This window comes from Variovorax sp. YR634 (assembly GCF_900106655.1).
Classification (GTDB): domain Bacteria; phylum Pseudomonadota; class Gammaproteobacteria; order Burkholderiales; family Burkholderiaceae_C; genus Variovorax.
In genome coordinates this window covers 105,204-119,781 of record NZ_FNOL01000018.1, presented here as the reverse complement: position 1 = coordinate 119,781, position 14,578 = coordinate 105,204, and the positions used below count along the sequence as shown (strand labels likewise).

Annotated in this window: 14 protein-coding genes; 11 read left to right on the top strand and 3 right to left on the bottom strand. The window is 67.0% G+C overall.

The window, feature by feature from the left end; all coding sequences use genetic code 11:
• Positions 1-8: 8 nt before the first annotated feature.
• Positions 9-2,099 carry a methionine--tRNA ligase gene (gene metG, locus BLV60_RS25275; protein WP_093058030.1) on the bottom strand — a complete coding sequence of 697 codons (2,091 nt, stop codon included), beginning with the start codon at positions 2,097-2,099 and terminating at the stop codon, positions 9-11.
• Positions 2,100-2,201: 102 nt separating this feature from the next.
• On the opposite strand from metG, the gene BLV60_RS25270 reads away from it, so the two are divergent.
• The 6 genes from BLV60_RS25270 to BLV60_RS25245 all read left to right on the top strand — a co-directional run bounded on the left by BLV60_RS25270 (position 2,202) and on the right by BLV60_RS25245 (position 6,441).
• Entirely contained in the window at positions 2,202-2,837 is a 636-nt protein-coding gene (locus BLV60_RS25270; RefSeq protein WP_093058066.1) for an LbetaH domain-containing protein, read from the top strand.
• Positions 2,838-2,869: 32 nt separating this feature from the next.
• Positions 2,870-3,292, top strand: coding sequence for a hypothetical protein (locus BLV60_RS25265; RefSeq protein WP_093077415.1), 423 nt, complete (start codon positions 2,870-2,872; stop codon positions 3,290-3,292).
• Between the two features lie 74 nt (positions 3,293-3,366).
• Complete coding sequence (locus BLV60_RS25260; RefSeq protein WP_093058028.1) at positions 3,367-4,401, top strand: isocitrate/isopropylmalate dehydrogenase family protein; 1,035 nt, start codon at positions 3,367-3,369, stop codon at positions 4,399-4,401.
• 25 nt (positions 4,402-4,426) lie between these two features.
• Positions 4,427-5,125: a phosphodiester glycosidase family protein gene (locus BLV60_RS25255; RefSeq protein ID WP_093058027.1), complete on the top strand. Its 699-nt coding sequence runs from the start codon at positions 4,427-4,429 to the stop codon at positions 5,123-5,125.
• Positions 5,126-5,172: 47 nt separating this feature from the next.
• Positions 5,173-5,850 (top strand): YceH family protein, encoded by a 678-nt coding sequence (locus tag BLV60_RS25250; RefSeq protein WP_093058026.1) that lies wholly within the window; start codon positions 5,173-5,175, stop codon positions 5,848-5,850.
• A gap of 87 nt (positions 5,851-5,937) precedes the next feature.
• A complete protein-coding gene (locus BLV60_RS25245; RefSeq protein ID WP_093058025.1) occupies positions 5,938-6,441 on the top strand; it encodes a hypothetical protein in 504 nt (167 codons plus the stop codon).
• Here BLV60_RS25245 and BLV60_RS25240 read toward each other — a convergent pair.
• A complete protein-coding gene (locus tag BLV60_RS25240; RefSeq protein WP_093058024.1) occupies positions 6,410-6,880 on the bottom strand; it encodes an Lrp/AsnC family transcriptional regulator in 471 nt (156 codons plus the stop codon). The two genes, BLV60_RS25245 and BLV60_RS25240, sit on opposite strands and share 32 nt — an antisense overlap.
• An 84-nt stretch (positions 6,881-6,964) precedes the next feature.
• Here BLV60_RS25240 and BLV60_RS25235 point away from each other — a divergent pair, with 84 nt between their 5' ends.
• Entirely contained in the window at positions 6,965-8,152 is a 1,188-nt protein-coding gene (locus BLV60_RS25235; protein WP_093058023.1) for a M20 aminoacylase family protein, read from the top strand.
• Positions 8,153-8,157: 5 nt separating this feature from the next.
• Positions 8,158-9,402 (top strand): diaminopropionate ammonia-lyase, encoded by a 1,245-nt coding sequence (locus tag BLV60_RS25230; protein ID WP_093058022.1) that lies wholly within the window; start codon positions 8,158-8,160, stop codon positions 9,400-9,402.
• Between the two features lie 13 nt (positions 9,403-9,415).
• Here BLV60_RS25230 and BLV60_RS25225 read toward each other — a convergent pair whose 3' ends face one another.
• The gene (locus tag BLV60_RS25225; RefSeq protein WP_093058021.1) at positions 9,416-10,612 is read right to left on the bottom strand and encodes a patatin-like phospholipase family protein; all 1,197 of its coding nucleotides are present in this window, start codon (positions 10,610-10,612) and stop codon (positions 9,416-9,418) included.
• 75 nt (positions 10,613-10,687) lie between these two features.
• Between BLV60_RS25225 and apbC the strand changes: the two genes are divergently transcribed.
• The 3 genes from apbC (at position 10,688) to BLV60_RS25210 (ending at position 14,572) form a co-directional block, all read left to right on the top strand.
• Complete coding sequence (apbC, locus tag BLV60_RS25220) at positions 10,688-11,779, top strand: iron-sulfur cluster carrier protein ApbC (protein ID WP_093058020.1); 1,092 nt, start codon at positions 10,688-10,690, stop codon at positions 11,777-11,779.
• Positions 11,780-11,793: 14 nt separating this feature from the next.
• Entirely contained in the window at positions 11,794-12,738 is a 945-nt protein-coding gene (locus tag BLV60_RS25215; RefSeq protein ID WP_093058019.1) for a LysR family transcriptional regulator, read from the top strand.
• 136 nt (positions 12,739-12,874) lie between these two features.
• Positions 12,875-14,572 (top strand): OFA family MFS transporter, encoded by a 1,698-nt coding sequence (locus tag BLV60_RS25210; protein ID WP_093058018.1) that lies wholly within the window; start codon positions 12,875-12,877, stop codon positions 14,570-14,572.
• The last annotated feature ends 6 nt before the right edge of the window (positions 14,573-14,578 follow it).

Genomic DNA, 14,578 nt, shown 5'->3' with positions numbered 1-14,578 from the left:
CTTCTCTTTCAGCGAACGCGCATGCCCGGCGTCGCGCCCGGCCACGGCTCGAGCACATGGATGCCCGGGTGGGCCTTTTCGTCGCCATGGCTCGCAGCCAGAACCATGCCTTCGCTGACGCCGAACTTCATCTTGCGCGGCGCGAGGTTGGCGACCAGCACCGTGAGCTTGCCCACGAGTTGCTCGGGCTGGTAGGCCGATGCGATGCCGCTGAACACGTTGCGGGTCTTGCCCTCGCCGGCGTCGAGCGTCAGGCGCAGCAGCTTGGTCGAGCCCTCGACCTTCTCGCAGGCCACGATCTTCGCGATGCGCAGGTCGATCTTCGCGAAGTCGTCGATGGTGATGGTGGGCGCGATGGCTTCGCCGCCCGGCAGCGATTCTTCTGCCACGGCGACGGCCGGTGCGGGCTCGGGCGCGTCGAACAGCTTGTCGACCAGCTTGGCATCGGCACGCTGCATCAGGTGCTTGTACTCGCCGATGGCGTGGCCCGCGGGCAGTGACTGCGCCGCGTCCGTCCAGACCAGCGGCGAAATCTTCAGGAAGGCTTCGACGTTCACGGCCAGCGCCGGCAGCACCGGCTTCAGGTACAGCGTGAGCAGGCGGAAGGCCTCGATGCATACGGTGCACACGTCGTGCAGCCGCGCCTCGGCGCCTTCCTTCTTGGCCAGTTCCCAGGGCTTGTTCTGGTCGACGTACTCGTTCACCTTGTCGGCCAGCGCCATCACCTCGCGCAGCGCGCGGGCGTAGTCGCGGCCGTCGTACAGAGAGTGCAGCTGCGGGGCCGCGTCGCGCAGCGCGAACAGCAGCGCGTCGCCGTCGGCCGACACCTCGCCCAGCTTGCCGCCGAAGCGCTTGCCGATGAAGCCCGCGGCGCGGCTCGCGATGTTGATGTACTTGCCCACGAGGTCGCTGTTGACGCGCGCGACGAAGTCCTCGGGATTGAAGTCGATGTCCTCGTTGCGGCCGTTGAGCTTGGCGGCGATGTAGTAGCGCAGCCATTCGGGGTCGAGCCCGATCGACAGGTACTTGAGCGGGTCGATGCCGGTGCCGCGGCTCTTGCTCATCTTCTCGCCGCTCACCGTCAGGTGGCCATGCACGTACACGGCGTCGGGCGCCTTGCGGCCGCTGAAGTGCAGCATCGCGGGCCAGAACAGCGTGTGGAAGGTGATGATGTCCTTGCCGATGAAGTGCACCTGCTCCAGGTCGGGGTCGGCCATGTACTCGGTGTACGAGATGCCGTCGCCGCCGAGTTCGATGCAGCGCTTGTCGAGCAGGTTCTTCAGCGAAGCCAGGTAGCCCACGGGCGCATCGAGCCACACGTAGAAGTACTTGCCCGGCGCATCGGGAATCTCGATGCCGAAGTAGGGCGCGTCGCGGCTGATGTCCCAGTCGCCGAGGCCGCCCTTGCCTTCGTCGTCCTTGTAGAGCCATTCGCGGATCTTGTTCTGCACCTCGGGCTGCACGTGGCCCGCGGCGGCGGTCCATTCCTTCAGGTAGGCCTCGCAGCGTGGGTCCGACAGCTTGAAGAAGAAGTGCTCCGAACTGCGCAGCTCGGGCTTTGCACCCGACAGGGCCGAGTAGGGGTTGATCAGCTCGGTGGGCGCGTACACGGCGCCGCACACCTCGCAGTTGTCGCCGTACTGGTCCTTCGAATGGCAGTTGGGGCACTCGCCCTTGATGAAGCGGTCGGCCAGGAACATGCCCTTTGCGGGGTCGTAGAACTGCTCGACGCTCTTGGTAGCAATCAGGCCGTTGGCGCGCAGGTCGCGGTAGATGTCCTGCGCCAGCTGGTGGTTCTCGGGCGCATCGGTCGAGTGCCAGTTGTCGAAGGAGATGTAGTAGCCGTCGAGATACGGCTTGCGGCCCGCGGCGATCTCGGCCACGAAGGCCTGCGGCGTCACGCCGGCCTTGTCGGCCGCGATGGTGATGGCCGCGCCGTGCGCGTCGTCGGCACAGACGAAGTTGACGTCGGCGCCATTCATTCGCTGGTTCCGCACCCAGATGTCGGCCTGGATGTACTCCATCATGTGGCCGATATGGAACTTGCCGTTGGCATACGGCAGGGCGGTGGTGACGAAGAGCTTGCGCGGGGCGGACATCGGGAAGGGCGCTTTCGGGAGTGGCTGACTGGACTGACTGACGGGAACCGGGCATTTTAGGTGGCGGCGTCCCGGGAGGTGTTCGATGGCAGCATCGACCCCATGACGCATGCCATCGAACTCGCTGCCTACATCGCCGGATTCACCGGTTCGCCCCTGGCGCCGTGGGCCACCTCGCAGCCCTGGGAACTGCCGCCGCGCGCCCCTGAAATCGTGCGCCGGTTGCTGGCCGGGCTGCCCGCTGGCGACTACGTCGTCGAGGGCGAAGTCGCCGTTCACCGCAGCGCCCGGGTCGAGCCGGGCGCGGTGCTCAAGGGCCCGTTGATCCTCGGGGCGGACTGTTTCGTGGCCGCCGGCACCTACCTGCGCGGCGGCAACTGGGTCGACGCCCGCTGCACCATCGGGCCGGGCGTGGAGCTGAAATCGTCCTTCGTTTTCGAGGGCACGGCGCTCGCGCACTTCAACTTCGTCGGCGACTCGGTGATCGGCGCGGGCGTCAACATGGAAGCCGGCAGCATCATCTGCAACCACCGCAACGAGCGTGCCGACAAGCAGATCCTCGTGCGAAGCGGCGAGGGCGGCTCGCTGCAAGGCACGGGCTGCGACAAGTTCGGTGCGCTCGTCGGAGATGGGGCGCGCATCGGCGCCAATGCGGTGATCGCGCCCGGTGCCCTGCTTGTGCCGGGCCGCGTCGTGGACCGCATGACGCTGGTGGACGAGGAATTGCCCGGCCGATAAAGTCGAGGCGACAAACAGGGAGGAAGAAGACCATGTCTGACGATCGCTTTGCCCCACCGACCGCGGAAGTGCTGATGCCTGTCGTCGCGCCGCAAGTGCCAGATGCCATACGCAAGAAGATCCGTCTTGCCTGGGGCGCCGGCCTGGTTTCGGCGGCGGTGACGCTCATCTTCGTTCTGATCGCGGTTTCGGGGACGAGCCTGCTCGGCTTCGGTCTCGCGCAACTGCTGGACGTCGCGGTGATCCTGGGGCTGTCCTTCGGGATCTACAGGAAGAGCCGTGTTTGCGCGGTACTGATGCTGCTCTACTTCATCTATTCCAAGTTCCTGATGATGCGCATCGGCGGTATCAGCGGTGGCAACGTGTTCACTTCGCTGCTCTTCCTCTATTTCTACGTACAGGGCGTCATCGGCACCTTTGCGTACCACAAACACCTCAAGCAGAAGGTGCCTTGAGCGTGGGGGCGCGCGGCACTGTCTCGCGCGCGACGTATGCTCCAGCCCCCGATACAGAAAGCGAGACGCAGCCGATGACCACCCTCTCCATTCCCGCAACCCTGATCCCCGGCGACGGCATCGGCCCCGAAATCGTCGACGCCACGCTGGCCGCGCTCGATGCGCTGAAGGCACCCTTCACCTGGGACACGCAGATCGCCGGCCTGGGCGGCGTCAAGGCGTCGGGCGATCCGCTGCCGCAAGCCACGCTGGACAGCATCCGCCGCACCCGCCTGGCCCTGAAGGGCCCGCTCGAAACCCCGTCGGGCGGTGGCTACCGCTCGTCGAACGTGCGGCTGCGCGAGGAATTCCAGCTGTACGCCAACCTGCGCCCCGCGCGCACCATCATCCCCGGCGGCCGCTTCGACAAGATCGACCTGGTCGTCGTGCGCGAGAACCTCGAAGGCCTCTACATCGGCCACGAGCACTACGTGCCCATCGACGGAGACCCGCATGCCGTGGCCATGGCCACCGGCATCAACACCCGCCAGGGCAGCCGCCGCCTGCTCGAATACGCCTTCGAGACGGCAGTGGCCACGGGCCGCAAGAAGGTCACGATCGTGCACAAGGCCAACATCATGAAGGCGCTCACGGGCATCTTCCTGGAGACCGGCCTGGACCTCTACGAGAAGAAGTACAAGGGCAAGTTCGAGCTCGACACGGTCATCATCGACGCCTGCGCGATGAAGCTGGTGCTCAACCCCTGGCAGTTCGACATGCTGGTCACCACCAACCTGTTCGGCGACATCCTGTCCGACCTCGTGGCGGGCCTGGTCGGCGGCCTGGGCATGGCGCCCGGCGCCAACATCGGCGCAGACGCCGCGATCTTCGAGGCGGTGCACGGCTCCGCGCCCGACATCGCCGGCAAGGGCATCGCCAACCCCACCGCACTGCTGCTGGCGGCCGCGCTGATGCTCGACCACGTGAAGCTGCCCGAACTGGCCACGCGCCTGCGCACGGCCATCGACAAGACGCTGAACATCGACAAGGTGCGCACGGGCGACCTCGGCGGCACGGCGGGCACGGCGGCGTTCACGAAGGCGCTGGTCAGCCGCATCAACGGCGGTTGACCGGAGCGGGGCTCGCGGGCGCTGCATGAGAAGGCTTCTGCTGCTCCTGGGGGCTCTGCTGTTCGCAGGCTTCGCTGCGGCCGACCCGCGCTTCACCGTGGTGAAGGTCGACCTGCGTACCGAGCGGCTCGAACTGTTCCTGCGCGACGACGCGGGCGTGCCGTTCAAGCGTTTCGACCGGCTCGATGCCTGGCTGAAGGAGCGTCACCGCCAACTGGGCTTCGCGGTGAACGCCGGCATGTACCACGAGGACTTTTCCCCGGTCGGCTTGCTGGTGCGCAATGGCCGCGAAGAGGCACCGCTCAACCTGGCCGACGGTGCCGGCAATTTCTTCCTCAAGCCCAACGGTGTGTTCCTCGTGTCGGACACGGGGCCGCGCGTGGTCGAGTCGTCGGAATACCCGGCGCTGGCGCAGGGCGTACGCCTCGCGACGCAGTCGGGCCCGCTGCTGCTGCGCCGCGGCGTCGTGCACCCCGCTTTCATTCCCCATTCCGATTCGCGCAAGATCCGCAACGGCGTTGGCGTGATCGGTCACACGGCGATCTTCGTCATCAGCGAGACGCCGGTGAATTTCTACGAGTTCGCGCTCTACTTCCGCGATGTGCTCCACTGCCGGGACGCGCTGTATCTCGACGGCACGGTTTCGGCACTGCATTCGACGGCGCTGCACAGAAGCGATTTCGTGCGGGAGCTGGGGCCTATCCTTGGCGTCGCGTCGCCCTGAGTGCGGCGCCTGCCTGCCTTCTGCGTTTCATCATCGATCCCCGAGCCATGTCCACCACACCGCTGCCCGTTCTGTCCCTTCTCGAAACCCGTGTCCTCGGCGTGCTGGCCGAAAAGCAGCGCACCGTGCCCGACAGCTACCCGCTCACGCTCAATTCCCTGCTGTCGGGCTGCAACCAGAAGACCAGCCGAAACCCCGTGCTCGAACTCGCCGAGTCGCAGGTGCAGGCCGCCATCGACAGCCTGAAGGGCTACAGCCTCGTCGCGGAAACCAGCGGCGGGCGCGCCTTCCGCTACGAGCACAACATCGACCGCGTGCTGCGCATCCCGTCGCAGTCGGTCATCCTGCTCACCGTGCTGATGCTGCGCGGGCCGCAGACGGCGGGCGAATTGCGCATCGCCTGCGACCGCATGCACAACTTCGCCGACATCTCGTCGGTCGAAGGCTTTTTGAATGAGCTCGCGGAACGACCGGCCGGTGCGCTGGTGGTGAAGCTGGCGCGCTTGCCCGGTGCGCGCGAGAGCCGCTGGGCGCATCTGCTGAGCGGTGCGCCGGCGGAAGAGGTGGCTGGGCCCTCCGATGTGCCTTATGCCGCGCACGATGTGTCGCTGGGCGAGGTCGCGGCGCTGAAGGCCAATGTGGCGCGGCTCGAAGCCGAGGTGGCGTCGTTGAAGGCGCTGCTGGGGCGCGTGTGTTCGGAGCTGGGGATTTCCGAAGAGGGTTGATCGCACCACTTCACGCGGGCTTCACGCGGCCCGCACATTCGGTGTCTAACTTCGGCCCCCATTGCACACATCAATGGAGCACCGGCCATGGACAACGGACCCATCGGACACACCGCAGCGTGGCGCGACCACATGCCCTTCGACGACATCACCCGGCGCGCACTCGCGTGTCTTGCCCTCCTGGCGGGCGTCGCGAGCCTCTACGCGTTTTTCTGGTGGGCCGCGTCAGCCACCGGCTTCTTCCTGTTCGACGGCTGGCTGCACACCTGGCGTGGCCTGGGCACGGCGTTCGCGTTCCGGGACATGGACACGGCGTATTACCTGCTGAGCTGGGTCTTCTCTGTGTTCGGCGGGCTGTGCGGCTGGGCCGCGCTGATCGGGTTTGCCGTGACGCACCGGCGTGGCTGGGATGCGGTCTCGCGCTGGATCAAGATCGGCTGCGCGGTCGGCGCGGCGGCTGGGCTGGCGTTCGAGCCCGGCCGGCTGCTGGCGCTGGGCCCCATCGTCTGCGTGATGGCGCTGCTGTTGCGGTCGATGCTGATGCCGGCAAGGATTGCGATCAGCTCGAGGCAACAGGCACATCAAGGCTGAGCTTCACCGCATCCATCGTGACCAGCGTGCGAAAGCGCTTCACGTTGTTGCTCTGGAAGAAAAGCTGCCGCGTCAGCGCCGTGTATTGCGCCATGTCGCGCACCACGAAGACGAGGATGAAGTCCCACTCGCCCGTCACGTAGTAGCACTGCTGCACCTGCGGGCAGTCTCTGAAGCTCTGCTTCATTGCGTCGAGCAGTTCGATCTGCTCGCTCTCCGTTTCCACCTCCGCCACGATGGTCAGCGGGTGGCCCAGCGCGGCGGGCGACAGCACCGCGCCGTAGCGCTGGATCACGCCCTCGTCGCGCATGCGCTTGAGCCGCCGGTTGACGGCTGCGGTCGACAGGTGCACGCGCTCGCCCAGTTCGCTCTGCGGCATGCGGCTGTCCGCCTGGATCAGCTCCAGCAGGCGAAGGTCGAGGGTGTCGAGCGGCGTCATGAAATGGGAAGTGACGCAAAAACGTTGCGTCGAAGGCGATGATTTTGCGCGCCCATACCGCCGCATTGTCAATAGCATCTCGTCATGAACCTCACCGATGCACCCCTGCGCGAAACGCTCACCGGCTGGCGGCGGCAACTGCACGCCATTCCCGAAACCGGCTTCGAGGAAGCGAAAACCTCGGCCTTCGTCACCCGGGTGCTGAGGGCGCTGGGCCTCGACGTGCACACCGGCATCGGCGGCACCGGCCTCGTGGCCAACCTGAAGGTGGGCAGCGGCAAGGGCGTGATCGGCCTGCGCGCCGAGATGGACGCGCTCAACATCACCGAGCTGCCCACCGACCGCGCGTACGCTTCCGGCACGCCCGGCAAGATGCACGCCTGCGGCCACGACGGCCACATGTCGATCATCCTCGGCGCGGCGCAGCTGCTGCGCGAGCGGCAGGATTTCGACGGCACCGTGCGCTTCATCTTCCAGCCGGCAGAGGAGCACGGCCGCGGCGCGAAGGCGATGATGGACGACGGCCTGTTCGATCGCTTTCCGGTCGACGAGATCTACGGCCTGCACAACATGCCCGGCATGCGCGCCGGCACCATCGCCACGCGCACGGGCGGCCTCATGGCGAGCGAAGACAACTTCGTGATCCACGTGAAGGGCCGCGGCACGCATGCCGCGCGGCCGCACATGGGCATCGACCCGATCGTCATCGGTGCGCAGATCGTGCTGGCGCTGCAGAGCATCGTTTCGCGCACGCTCGACCCGGGCGCGCAGGCGGTGGTTTCGTGCACCGAGTTCATCACCGACGGCATCCGCAATGCAATTCCGTCGAACGTCGTCATCAAGGGCGACACGCGCAGCTACGACCCGGCGGTGCAGCAGATGCTGGCCAAGCGCATGCGCGAGATCAGCGAGGGCATCTGCCGCATGCATGGTGCCGAATGCGAATTCAGCTACACGCACGAGTTCGCGCCCACCGTGAACTGGGCCGAATGCGTGCCCACGGCGGTTGCCGCCGCCGCGGCCATCGTGGGCGCGGAGAACGTCGATGCCAACGTGGCGCCGATGATGATTTCGGAAGACTTCGGCGCGTTCCTGAAAGCCGTGCCCGGCGCCTTCGTGTTCCTGGGCAACGGCGCCGAAGGCGAGCCGGGCGGCACGCCGCTGCACAACGGCAGCTACGACTTCAATGACGAGGTGCTCGCGACGGGCGCCCGCTATTTCGCGGAGATCGTCCGCCTGCGCCTTCCCCGGCACAACGAAACAAGAGACTGACCGGCATGCTGTTCACCAACCCCCAGGCGCGGCGTAGCGCTTATGACGAATCGTTGAGCGAGGTGATGAACATCGCGCGCGGCCAGGAGAGCCGGCAGTGGCTGTCGCACTGGAACCGGCTCGCGCCGCACCCCACGCCGGCATGGCCGCTGCCCCGGCTGGCGGCGCAGCTGGGCATCGAACAGGTGGTCGTCAAGGACGAATCCAAGCGCTCGGCGCTCGGCAGCTTCAAGGTGCTGGGCGCGCCCATTGCGCTGCTGCGGCTCGTGCTGCGCCGATGGCCCGACCGCGGATGGACGCCCGCGGAGCTTCTGGCGGGCAGGCATGCAGCGGCGCTGCGCGACTTCGTGGTCGTCAGCGCCACCGACGGCAATCACGGCCGCGCGCTCGCTGCGGCTGCGCAGAGCATTGGCTGCCGCTGCGTCATCGTGCTGCATGCTCAGGTCAGCGAGGAGCGCGAAACGCCGATTGCCGCGCTCGGCGCGGAGATCGTGCGCATCGCCGGCAACTACGACGAGTCGGTCGAGGAGGCCGCGCGCCTTGCCCGCGTCAACGGCTGGGAGGTGGTTTCGGACACCTCCTACGACGGCTACGAAGAGGTGCCGCGCGATGTGATGCAGGGCTACGGCATCCTGGCCGACGAGCTGCTCGAAGACGTTGCCGCCGGTGCGCCGTGCCCGTTCACCCACGTCATCGTGCAGGGCGGCGTGGGCGGGCTGGCCGCGGGCGTCGTCAGCCATTTCTGGGAGCGCTACGGCACGGCGCGACCGAGCTTCATCGTGGTGGAGCCCGAGCAGGCCGACTGCCTGCTGCAAAGCGCGCGCAGCGGCCGGCCCGATCACGCAACGGGCTCGGTCGATTCGGTGATGGCGGGGCTGGCCTGCGGCGAAACCTCGCCGCTTGCATGGCGCTTTCTTCAACCGGCCGTCGACCTGTTCATGACAGTGACCGACGCGCAGGCCGAACACGCCATGCGCACGCTCGCGAGCGGCGAGGCGGGCGACGTGCCCGTGCTGAGCGGTGAGTCCGGCGCGGCCGGCCTGGCGGCGCTGCAGGTGCTGGCAGGCGACCCCGCGGCCCGAGATACCTCGGGATTGGGCCCCGATGCGCGCGTGCTGCTCATCAGTACTGAAGGCGCGACCGCGCCCGGTGTGTATCGTGCATTGACGGGGCGATCAGGCGAGGAGGTCCTCGCGGCGCAGCGGCAGTGGATGGCACGCGAGGGCATGGTCGAGCAGGCCGCCACCTGAGCGGCCAGACCCCTCAGGCCACGTTCCAGCCGAAGAAGCGCAGCACCTCGTCGCGCTGCTTCATCGCATCGGCGCGCCCCAGCGCCATCAGCTCGCGCGTGTAGTCCGACTCGAACAGCAGGTAGCTCGCGAGCGCGCCGCCCTTCACATCGGCTGCTACCTTCGAGCCGCCCAGCAGATGCCGCACCGCGCCGGGCAGGGCGTCGACGTGGCGCGCCGCGATCACGTCGAGGCGCTCCGACGGCGAGATCACCAGCAGGTCGAGCGGGCGCAGCGCGCTCGCCGCGCGCGCTTCTTCGGGAATCAGCCCCAGCGTGTGGTTGATGCGGCGCAAGCGCTCGATGTCCACCGCCAGCGCATCGAGAAAAATGCTCGACAGCGCATGGCCCGCGATCTGCGCCATCGTCGGATAGCCGCTGTGGGTGTTGGGCGCGTCGGCGTCGCGCGGCTCGTGCATGCGGCCCGCGCCGATCACCACGATGCGTTGCGCGCCCAGGTGAATGGCTGCCGCGATGGGCGCCGACTGGCGCATCGAGCCGTCGCCGAAGTACTCGGTGTGCCCCTGCATTGGCAAGGCCGTGGCCGGAAACACGAAGGGAATGGCCGACGACGCCAGCAGGTGGGTGTGCGTGATGCGGTCGCGCACCGACAGGCGCTGCGAGCGCACCCATGGCTCCATCGGCACGGCCGCCTCGAAGAAAGTGACGTGCTCGCCCGAGCTGTAGCTCGAAGCCGTCACGGCCAGCGCCTGCAGGTGGCCTTCCTTCATGAGCTGCGGCAGCCGGTCGAGCGGCACCATGCGTTGCAGCAGCTCGGCCAGCGGCGTGTTGTCGAGCAGCGACTTCGGCTTGATGCGCATCCAGTTGGCCGCGAAGCGCCCGAGCCCGAGCAGCATGCGCCAGCGCGCGCCGCTGCCAATCACCGAAAGAGAATCGGCGCGGTACACCTGTTCGGCGCGGAACTGGCCCCAGACCTCGGCGATGTGTGCCACCACGTGGTCGAAGTTGTCGCAGCCGCAGGCCAGCACGGCTGCGTTGATGGCTCCGGCCGAGGTGCCGGTGATGACCTGAAAGGGGTTGCCCGTGCCGGCGGCAGGGCCGACAGAGCGCCGGATCTCGGCAATGGCCTCCAGCACGCCCACCTGGTAGGCGGCCCGGGCGCCGCCCCCGGTGAGCAGGAGGCCGGTGGCGACGGGGCTTGTCTCTGGCATTTTTGGTTATTGGGAGGCTGTTCGATGCTGGCTCGGAGAGCGCACTAGACTACCCGCCATTCAGGAGTTAGATCAATGGCACTCACCCCAGATGGGCTCATGGACGCGCTCAAGGCCGTCGCGGACCCTAACACCGGCAAGCAATTCGTGGCGACCCGGTCGCTCAAGAACCTCCAGATCTCGGAGGGCGACGTCTCGTTCGACCTCGAACTCGGCTACCCGGCGAAGAGCCAGCACGCGGCCATCCGCAAGGCGCTGGTGGCGGCCGCCAAGGCGGTGCCGGGCGTGGAGAACGTGTCGGTCAACATCGTCACCAAGGTCATCAGCCATGCGGTGCAGCGCGGCGTGCAGCTGATGCCCAACGTCAAGAACATCATCGCGGTGGCCTCGGGCAAGGGCGGCGTGGGCAAGAGCACCACGGCGGCCAACCTGGCGCTGGCGCTGGCGTCCGAGGGCGCCACGGTCGGCCTGCTCGACGCCGACATCTACGGCCCGAGCCAGCCCATGATGATGGGCATCGAAGGCCGCCCCGACAGCGCCGACGGCAAGACCATGGAGCCCATGGAGCGCCACGGCGTGCAGGTGATGTCCATCGGCTTCCTGGTCGACCAGGACCAGGCCATGATCTGGCGCGGCCCCATGGCCACGCAGGCGCTGGAGCAGCTGCTGCGCCAGACCAACTGGAAAGACCTCGACTACCTCATCGTCGACATGCCCCCGGGCACCGGCGACATCCAGCTCACGCTGAGCCAGCGCGTGCCGATGACGGGCGCGGTGATCGTCACCACGCCGCAGGACATCGCGCTGCTCGACGCCAAGAAGGGCATCAAGATGTTCGAGAAGGTCGGCGTGCCGATCCTGGGCATCGTCGAGAACATGGCAGTGCACATCTGCTCGAACTGCGGCCATGCCGAACACATCTTCGGCGCGGACGGCGGCAAGAAGATGGCGGCTGAATATCAGATGGAATACCTCGGCGCGCTGCCGCTGGACATCAAGATCCGTCTGCAGGCCGACAGTGGGGCGCCGACTGTGGTGTCCGATCCTGAAGGGGACGTGGCAGGCATCTACAAGGCGGTTGCACGTCGAGTGGCCGTCGGCATTGCGGAGAAGGCCAAGGACTTTTCGGCGAAGTTTCCGACGATCTCGATCAGCAAGAACACCTGAGGAACGGCGTCTCGATGAACCTGCTCGCCTCGATGCGCTACTTGGTAGCGCTGAACGAGCACAAGCACTTCGGCCGGGCGGCGCAGGCCTGCCACATCACGCAGCCTGCGCTGTCGAATGCACTGCGCGCGCTGGAGACCGAGTTCGGCGTCGTCATCGTCAAGCGTGCCCGCGTGTATGTCGGCCTCACGCACGAAGGCGAACGAGTGCTCGCCACGGCGCAACGCATGCTGCGCGACAACGAAGTGCTGCTGCAGGAACTGCGCAGCGACGTGGACAACCCGCACGGCCGCCTGCGCATGGCCGCAGTGCCCACGGCGATACCGATGCTCTCGCGCTTTGCGGCCATGCTGCAGCAGCGGCACCCGGGCATCGTGCCGGCCGTGCTGTCGATGAGTTCGCAGGACCTGGAGACGGGACTCGAAAGCCTGTCGATCGACCTCGCGCTGGGCTACACCGAGCGCATGCACCTGCCCGGCATCAAGCTCACGGCCTGGCCACAGAGCATCGAGCACTACTTCCTGCTGCGCCGCGCGAAGAAGGCCTCGACCGATGAACTGCGCATCGGCGAGCCCATCTCGTGGGCCGAGGCGGGCAAGCTGCCGCTGTGCCTGCTCACGTCCGACATGCACAACCGCGCCATCGTCGACCAGGCGCTGCGCGAAGCCGGCGTGCCTGTGATGCCCGCCATCGAGACCAATTCGGTGCTCGCGCTGGCGCTGGCGGTGAGCGCGGGCACGGTCAACAGCGTGCTGCCCGGCGGCATGGTCGCGGCCGTGCGAAGCCATCGCGAGCTGGAAGCGCTGCCGCTGATGGCGCCGGACGTGCGCACGCCCATCGGCTTCATGACGCAGGACGGCGTGCGCGTCTCGCGCGCGCTCGAAGCGGCACTGGCCTTTCTGCAGACGCCCGAGTGGCAGGAGCAGTTGCAGCAGCACAGCGGCGCGCTCGGCGAATGACAGGAACCAAAGGCCTAATCATTTAGTTATTGAATCAGGCCATGCCCTGATCGAATTTGACGGAAATTTAACCGTTAGCTCACACTCCGCGACCCGGATTAGCAATAACTTACACATCCGGCGAACAAGGAGAAATATGGCAGGTTCATCTGCAGGCGTTCTCGATGGAGAACGCGTCGTTGGGGGAGGGGCGCAGACGCAACCCGGCTTCCTGGAAAAAGAACGCATCATCGCGGGCCCCGGCTTCAATCGCTGGCTGGTTCCGCCGGCTGCATTGGCCATTCATCTGTGCATTGGCATGGCGTACGGCTTCTCGGTGTTCTGGCTGCCGCTGTCGAAGGCGCTCGGCACTGCCGGCACCGGCGCACAAGCTTGCGCCAAGGACATGAGCTTCTTCGCCGAGCTCTTCGCCACCAATTGCGACTGGCGCGTGGCCACGCTCGGCTGGATGTACACCCTGTTCTTCGTCTTCCTCGGCTGCTCGGCAGCCCTGTGGGGCGGCTGGCTCGAACGCGCGGGCCCGCGCAAGGCCGGCGTGGTGTCGGCGCTGTGCTGGTGCGGCGGCATGCTGCTGTCGGCGGTGGGCATCCACCTGCACCAGTTCTGGCTGATGATCCTCGGCTCGGGCGTGATCGGCGGCATCGGCCTGGGGCTGGGCTACATCTCGCCGGTAAGCACGCTGATCAAGTGGTTCCCCGACCGCCGCGGCATGGCGACCGGCATGGCCATCATGGGCTTCGGCGGCGGCGCGATGATCGGTTCGCCGCTGGCGGTCGACCTGATGAAGCGCTTCAGCACCGCCACCGACGTGGGCGTGATGCAGACCTTCGTGGTCATGGCGCTGGGCTACTTCGTGTTCATGATGGCCGGCGCGCTGGGTTACCGCGTGCCGCCCTCGGGCTGGAAGCCTGAAGGCTGGACCCCGCCCCCGGCGCAGACCACCAACACCATGATCACGCAGCGCCACGTGCACGTGAAAAAGGTCTGGGGCATTCCGCAGTTCTGGCTCGTGTGGCTGGTGCTGTGCATGAACGTGAGCGCCGGCATCGGCGTGATCGGCATGGCTTCTCCCATGCTGCAGGAAGTGTTCGGCGGCGCGCTGATCGACCTGCCGGCCAAGTACGGCCAGCTCGACAAGACCCAGCTCGCGGCCATCGCAGTGGTGGCGGGCGGCTTCACGGCGCTGCTGTCGCTGTTCAACATCGGCGGGCGCTTCGTGTGGGCCAGCCTGTCGGACAAGCTGGGCCGCAAGCTCACCTACACGGTGTTCTTCGTGCTCGGCGGCATCCTGTACGCGAGCATTCCCTCGTCGGCCGGCGCGGGCAGCAAGCTGCTGTTCGTGGGCGCCTGCTGCGTGATCGTGTCGATGTACGGCGGCGGCTTCGCCACGGTGCCGGCCTACCTGGCCGACCTGTTCGGCACGCAGTTCGTGGGCGCCATCCACGGCCGCCTGCTCACGGCGTGGGCCACGGCCGGCATCCTCGGCCCGGTGGTCGTGAACTACATGCGCGAATACCAGCTGGGCCTGGGCCTGCCGCGCGAGCAGGTCTACAACCAGACCATGTACATCCTCGTGGGCATGCTGGTGATCGGCTTCATCGCCAACCTGCTGGTGCGCCCGGTGGCCGACAAGCACTTCATGACCGACGACGAACTGGCCATCGAGAAGAAGCTGGCGCACGAGAAAGCTTCGGCAGCCGAAGTGGGCAGCGGCTCGGGCCGTGCCGATACGGTGAGCCCGGCGGTGGTGGCGCTGGCCTGGGTGGCGGTGGGTATTCCGCTGGCCTGGGGTGTCTACAAGACCCTGATCAGCGCGGCCAAGTTCTTCGGCTGATCCTCC

Excerpts from the sequence above, each read along its gene's own strand:
- BLV60_RS25250 (WP_093058026.1), top strand. The coding sequence starts at position 5,173 with ATGTCCACCACACCGCTGCCCGTTCTGTCCCTTCTCGAAACCCGTGTC.
- apbC (WP_093058020.1), top strand. The coding sequence starts at position 10,688 with ATGGCACTCACCCCAGATGGGCTCATGGACGCGCTCAAGGCCGTCGCG.
- metG (WP_093058030.1), bottom strand. The coding sequence starts at position 2,099 with ATGTCCGCCCCGCGCAAGCTCTTCGTCACCACCGCCCTGCCGTATGCC.
- BLV60_RS25270 (WP_093058066.1), top strand. The coding sequence starts at position 2,202 with ATGACGCATGCCATCGAACTCGCTGCCTACATCGCCGGATTCACCGGT.
- BLV60_RS25240 (WP_093058024.1), bottom strand. The coding sequence starts at position 6,880 with ATGACGCCGCTCGACACCCTCGACCTTCGCCTGCTGGAGCTGATCCAG.
- BLV60_RS25210 (WP_093058018.1), top strand. The coding sequence starts at position 12,875 with ATGGCAGGTTCATCTGCAGGCGTTCTCGATGGAGAACGCGTCGTTGGG.
- BLV60_RS25225 (WP_093058021.1), bottom strand. The coding sequence starts at position 10,612 with ATGCCAGAGACAAGCCCCGTCGCCACCGGCCTCCTGCTCACCGGGGGC.
- BLV60_RS25235 (WP_093058023.1), top strand. The coding sequence starts at position 6,965 with ATGAACCTCACCGATGCACCCCTGCGCGAAACGCTCACCGGCTGGCGG.
- BLV60_RS25215 (WP_093058019.1), top strand. The coding sequence starts at position 11,794 with ATGAACCTGCTCGCCTCGATGCGCTACTTGGTAGCGCTGAACGAGCAC.
- BLV60_RS25260 (WP_093058028.1), top strand. The coding sequence starts at position 3,367 with ATGACCACCCTCTCCATTCCCGCAACCCTGATCCCCGGCGACGGCATC.
- BLV60_RS25255 (WP_093058027.1), top strand. The coding sequence starts at position 4,427 with ATGAGAAGGCTTCTGCTGCTCCTGGGGGCTCTGCTGTTCGCAGGCTTC.
- BLV60_RS25230 (WP_093058022.1), top strand. The coding sequence starts at position 8,158 with ATGCTGTTCACCAACCCCCAGGCGCGGCGTAGCGCTTATGACGAATCG.
- BLV60_RS25265 (WP_093077415.1), top strand. The coding sequence starts at position 2,870 with ATGTCTGACGATCGCTTTGCCCCACCGACCGCGGAAGTGCTGATGCCT.
- BLV60_RS25245 (WP_093058025.1), top strand. The coding sequence starts at position 5,938 with ATGGACAACGGACCCATCGGACACACCGCAGCGTGGCGCGACCACATG.